The following is a 4,224-nucleotide window of genomic DNA, read 5'->3' as shown; positions in this document are numbered from 1 at the left end:
GAACCAGAGAACCAGAGAACCAGAGAACCAGAGAACCAGAGAACCAGAGATATTTGGCCTGTCACCCGGAACGCTTCTACACGACGGCGCGCTGATTCCGTCGGTTGTGATGCTGTCACATCCGGAACAGGTCGAACGTCTCGAACTCTACTGCCCTTCGGCTGTTCCCGCTACGGTCCTGGCCGGCGATCCGTGTTACGATAGAATGCTCGCGAGCGTCGAGCATCGTGGCCGGTACCGACGCGCATTCGGTCTTTCCCCCACGCAACGCCTGCTGATGATCAGCTCGACCTGGGGGTTACGCTCCCTGCTGGGCGCCCGCTTCGAGCTGGTCAGGAGCCTGCTGGCCGAACTTCCGACCGATGAGTACCGGGTCGTGCTGGCGCTCCATCCGAACATCTGGCACGGTCACGGACCGTGGCAAGTCCGCACCTGGCTGGCGGACTGCATACGGGCGGGGCTCATTCTGTTGTCTCCGGAGGAAGGCTGGCGGGCGGCGCTGGTCGCCTGCGACGCGGTTGTCGGCGACCATGGTTCGGTCACGTTCTATGGGGCGGCGCTGGGACGTCCCATCCTCCTGGGCGCCTTCCCCTTCGACGAGTTGGATCCTCGCTCGCCGGTAGCGGCACTGGGACATGCCGCGCCGTTCCTCCGGGCCGACCTGCCGCTCACTGACCAGGTCGACGCTGTCATTTCCGGGTACACGCCGGACCAATACGCCGCAGCGACCTCGGCGGTCACCTCTGCTCCCGGCCAGTCGGCGCAGCTGCTCCGAGCCCTCATATACGAACGGTTGGGGCTGCCCGAGCCAGCGAGCCGCGTCGCGGTCGCCGCCGTCCCGCTCCCCACGCTCCCCCGCACAGCCAGGCGTGGCCCCACCGCCTGGTGGGCCGAGACGGTGGTTCGGGACACAACGGTGGATGAGACCGACGGGGCGGCCGCCGTGACCCTCACCCTGGCTCGCCGTCCAGCGGGGCTGGCCGAACCCCGGGAGCACGCGCATCTCGCCGCGGACGAGGCAACGCAGGAGACCTCGGTGCTCCCGATAGCCGATGTCATCGTCCGCTACGCGAGCGACCTGGTGGGCACGCCCCTCGAGGACATGGCCGAACTGCTTGATCGCTATCCCGGTTGTCCCGTCGTCGGCATCGGCACGGCGCCCGGACGTGGGATCCTCGCAGTCCGGCTGTCCTCGGGGATCCACTGGTACGACAGCGCCGAGACCGAACCGGCGCGTCCCGGTCCCGACCTCGGCCTGCACGCCTCGGCGCTGTACGGATGGCTTTCCCGCGGCCAGCCCGTCGGCGCCAAATTGACCTTTCGCGTCGGGACCGGGAGCGCGGAACGCACCATCGTCATGCAGAAAATGATCAAACAGCAGATCGCCGCGCGGCAGCAGGAGAACTACTCGGGCTGAGCCCCTACACGGAGCCAGCGGCGATTTGCGTCAGCCGAGCTCGGAGCTTCGGACGAGGCGGTTCGCCGACTTCCTCGTACAGCGCAAGAGCGCGGCGAGCAGCGACCTGGGCTTCGGCGGTATCCCCGGTGGACAGATGAACCTCCACGAGGATCGCGTAGACGTCAGCCTCCTGCTCCTGTGCGTGCTCGGCGCGCATGACCGCCAGCGTTGCCGTGAGGATGACGTGCGCCTCCGCTGACCGTCCCTGCGTCAGGTATGCCTCCGCCCGGACCATTTCCACGCGGGCCTCGTTGTACCGGTCGGGTGGAGTCATCGTCGCCAGCGATGCCTTCGCCTGATCCAGAGCCGCGAGGGCCACTTCGACGCGTCCCGCGCCGAGGTGGGCCGCACCCAGATGCCGCCGCACGATGCCGACCGCACGGGGGTCGTCGTTCAGGGACAGAGCGCTTGAGAGCAATTCGACGGCATGGTCGTAATGCTCTCGCGCGTGTTCCAGGACACCGAGCAGCTCCCGCGCCGTCGCCTGCCCGCGGCGGTGATCGGCGGCAAGATCGGCGGTGTACGCCGCCGCGAACTGTTCGCCGGCGGCGTCAAGAGAACCAAGCTTCTGAAACACCATGCCGAGCTGGCACCGTATCCGCCCTTCGAAACGCCGATCGCTCGCCCCGCTCGCCACCACCACGACGCGTTCGTGCGTGCTCACCCAGTCGCCGCGATATCCGCGCAGGAGAAACAGGCTCCACATCGCCTCGCACAACATACATGCAAGATCAACAAAGCCGCCCTCAACCGCGGCGATCACGCAGGCGACGAGGATCGGCCGCTCCGTTTCCAGCCAGGCCCACGCGACCTCGGGGCTCGGCAAGTCACCCTGCGTCCGAAGATCAGCGTAATCGGCACCCAGCCGCCAGCGGCCGGGCATCACGGCTAGGTCAGCACGCGCCGTCTGGTGCAGATACCACTGCAGCAGGCGTTTGAGCACAGCCGACAGATCTTTGGGATGCTCCTTCTTCTCCGCGCGTGCGGAGGCGTGCAGCCGGAGCAGGTCCTGGAAGCCGAAGCGCTCGCCGGCCACCTCCTTCACCAGGTTCGCCTCGACGAGCACATCCAGCGCCTCGGCCGCATCGTCCTCGTTGATGCCCGCCGCCGCGGCGGCGGCCTCCACCGTGAACGACGGGCCAGGGTGCACGCTCAGCAGGTGGTACATCCGTGCAGCCGAGGGCGGCAACTCCTCACAGGTGTCGTCGAACGCAGCCCGCACCGACAGATCTCCTCTCGTGACGAGGTGGGCCAGTCGGGTCTGCTTGTTCGTGAGCCGGTCGGCGGCACGCGCGACGGTGCGGTTCTTACGTGACGCCATCGACCCGCCGACGATGCACAGGGCGAGGGGCAACCCATCGCACAGACCGACCAGCCGGCGGGAGGCCCCGACGTCCTGGCGCACCCGGCCGTCCGGCACCAGCCGGTCCAGCAGCTCCACCGACGCCGGCGGGTCCAGCGGCTCCACGTCCACAACCTGCGCGCCGACGAGCCCTCGGAGCCAGTCGAACCTCCACCGGCTTGTGATCACAACGGTGCTCCCGGCCGCGTGCGGCAGGAGGGACTTCACTTGATGGAAGCTGACGGGATTGTCCAGCAGGATGGCCAGGCGCCGTCCCGCGGCGGCGGACCGGAACTTCGCGGCAAGATCCTCCAACCCGAGGGGAATCTGCTTCGGACTGACCCCCAGCTGCTGCAGGAAGCGAGTCAGCACGGTCTCCGCCCGGACGGTCGCCATCGGCTTCGGCCCCCCGAGGTTGGCGTACAGCTCCCCGTCGGGAAACGCCGACCGCATGCTGTGCAGCCACTCCGTCGCCACCGAGGTCTTTCCCACGCCACCCGGCCCGGTCAACACCAGGACCGGGGACACTCCCTCCGGGAAGGACCGCCACAGCCCGTTCATGGTGTCCAGCGGCGTCCGCTGATTCACGAAGACGGCCGAACGCCCCGRCCACTCCCTGGGTGGCCCGTCCTCGGCGGAGCGGTGAAGATGAAGGTTCAATCCGCCGTGGACGACGCCCGCCTGGATACTCGGACCACCCGTCTGACCCGACAGAACGTTGCGCACCACGGCCGGCAAGGGATGCTCGTCCGGGTCAACCACGGAACCGGTCACCGTGCCTCCCGCAGCACCAGGCCGTACCCATCAGCCGATGACAGTCACCGGATTGACCGCGAGAATATCTGATCAGCGCTCCCCGCAGCAGCTTGTTCACTCAGCCAGCTCCCGAACGCCGAGCATCCCCAGGACGTATCGTCAGAGCGGTCGCGGGTCGAAGGGTGCTCTGTGGCACACCCGCGCAGGCCCGCCTGGACGCTCCAGACGGCGGCAGTGGCGGCGAGACTCAGCGGGGAAGGGTGACCGGGACCCACACGAAGCGGCCAAGGCTCCCGATCGGAGACGACGCGATCGCCTGGTCGACCATGGACACCTGCCGCGCCGTCCTGGTCGTCGCGCATACCGTGACTGCCACCACACGCCTACTCGACGTCMTTCCGGCATTCTCTGACGACCCCAGAATCCAAGTCCTCTTCGCCACCCCGGAAACCTCGGCTTTCGCCGCGGGAGTCGTCGAGTTCCTCACCGACATCGGCGCTCGTATAATTTCATGGCGTGATGCAGTCGCGGCACAGTTCGACCTCGCTGTCGCTGCGGGCCACGGAAACCTCCATCAACTATCCGCACCGGTTCTCGTCATGCCACACGGCGCAGGGTATAATAAGTACCGGAAACCGGAAACCGGAAACCGGAAACCGGAAACCGG

General features: G+C 67.4%; 3 protein-coding genes. 2 read left to right on the top strand and 1 reads right to left on the bottom strand.

The window, feature by feature from the left end:
• Nucleotides 1–277: 277 nt before the first annotated feature.
• Complete coding sequence (locus BBK14_RS09015) at nucleotides 278–1,417, top strand: hypothetical protein (protein WP_131802198.1); 1,140 nt, start codon at nucleotides 278–280, stop codon at nucleotides 1,415–1,417.
• 4 nt (nucleotides 1,418–1,421) lie between these two features.
• Here BBK14_RS09015 and BBK14_RS09010 read toward each other — a convergent pair whose 3' ends face one another.
• Nucleotides 1,422–3,575, bottom strand: a complete 2,154-nt coding sequence (locus BBK14_RS09010) for a tetratricopeptide repeat protein (protein WP_071060961.1) — start codon at nucleotides 3,573–3,575, stop codon at nucleotides 1,422–1,424.
• 242 nt (nucleotides 3,576–3,817) lie between these two features.
• On the opposite strand from BBK14_RS09010, the gene BBK14_RS39295 reads away from it, so the two are divergent.
• Nucleotides 3,818–4,224, top strand: a 407-nt coding sequence (locus tag BBK14_RS39295) for a hypothetical protein (RefSeq protein WP_241831326.1), incomplete at its 3' end; no start/stop codon positions are given.

The organism is Parafrankia soli (genome assembly GCF_001854695.1).
GTDB classification, from domain to species: domain Bacteria; phylum Actinomycetota; class Actinomycetes; order Frankiales; family Frankiaceae; genus Parafrankia; species Parafrankia soli.
This window is presented reverse-complemented; position numbering and strand designations above follow the sequence as displayed.

What these genes read in the sequence shown, in the direction of transcription:
- BBK14_RS09015 (WP_131802198.1), top strand. Translation starts at nt 278, where the DNA reads ATGATCAGCTCGACCTGGGGGTTACGCTCCCTGCTGGGCGCCCGCTTC.